The sequence below is a fragment of the Spiroplasma sp. hy2 genome (assembly GCF_044714365.1).
Lineage (GTDB): Bacteria > Bacillota_I > Bacilli_A > Mycoplasmatales > Mycoplasmataceae > Spiroplasma > Spiroplasma phoeniceum.
The window spans coordinates 1-1,422 of record NZ_RXFZ02000220.1; the positions used below are offsets into that span (position 1 = coordinate 1).

The following is a 1,422-nucleotide window of genomic DNA, read 5'->3' on the forward strand; positions in this document are numbered from 1 at the left end:
TATWTTATTTTTAGGAAAATATTGATGCATAAAATTTTTAGTATTTTTAATTCATAATGCACCATCACCTAAAATCATAATTTCAATATTGGGTGTCATGTTGTAATGAGTTTCAATTAAAGAAAATAATTTTATAAGAACTGGTTTTAAATTCGCTTCTTTTTTAAGATAATCTGGAATATTATCCATTTCAAAAACACCTAATTTATTTGCGATTACAGGTCTTTTTACAGTATATTTTTCTTCATCATACCCAGTATGTACAGTACATGCTATCGTGTGTTTTTTTATCTTTTTTCTTCCTTGCTTTGTTGAATCTAACATTTTCAAATAAGTCCCATCCATTTGAATATATAAAGTATGTGGAATATCTATTTTTTTATTACTTTTATTAAAGTAATATTCTTCATCAGTTTTTGCATTTTTCATAATATTAGATACTGTCATTAAACTAATTTTTACATGCTCCATAGTATCTAAAATATCTTTATATCTTTTGTTCTCATGTATTATTTAAGGGTTTTAAATTAATATCTTAGAAATTGTGGAATAATATACCACTTACTTATTTAAATTGTATTACTTTTAATTTTATTGTCAATAATATTTTAGTATTTTTTAAATTTTTCCACAACAAAAATATATGTTTATTAAATTTATTTAATTTATTAGATAAAATTAATAAACATATAAGTTTGGTTGTAAATTATTATTTACAAAATTATTAACTGAATAATTAATTCTATTTTCTTCTAATGGTTCATTAGTATTAAATAAATTAATTTTATTTTTAAAATTTATCATACTAGTATTTAATTTATTTTTAAGAGTTTTTTCATGATAAGTTGCTTTTTTAACCAAAACACCCTTACAGTAATGCGATATATCACCCTCAATATGACAACCAATATTATTTCATAATGTTTGATTTTCGACACCTTCTTCATTATTTTTAATTAATCTAATTGTCTCTTTTAAAAATTTCATCTTTGTTTCTTTTATAAAAGAAGCACTATTTTCTAAGCATTGTAATAATTCTTCATATTTACCATTATAAAAATTATCAACTGCTTTATGATATGTTTCTCTATTTTCTTTGTTTTTACTTTGATATGGATATAATTTTTTAAATCTACTTGTAAGATGAAATTTATCTATTGTATAGTGAATTTTATTTTTAGGAAAATATTGATGCATAAAATTTTTAGTATTTTTAATTCATAATGCACCATCACCTAAAATCATAATTTCAATATTGGGTGTCATGTTATAATAACTTGTAATTAAAATAAGCAATTTATTAACAAAATTAGTTAATTTCTTTAATTTTGTCGAAAACTCTTGATGAAATAAAAAAAATCATCAATATGACAATTTGAAAACTAATTTTGTGTAAGATTATGATTTTGCTTTAAATTTTWA

General features: G+C 20.4%; 1 protein-coding gene and 1 pseudogene. Both read right to left on the minus strand.

Translation table 4 applies throughout. From position 1 onward, the window contains the following. A pseudogene (locus EHV01_RS05560) lies at positions 1-471 on the minus strand (hypothetical protein); the annotation flags it as partial. 207 nt (positions 472-678) lie between these two features. Then, a complete protein-coding gene (locus EHV01_RS05565; RefSeq protein ID WP_422066592.1) occupies positions 679-1,374 on the minus strand; it encodes a UPF0236 family transposase-like protein in 696 nt (231 codons plus the stop codon). Positions 1,375-1,422 lie beyond the last annotated feature (48 nt).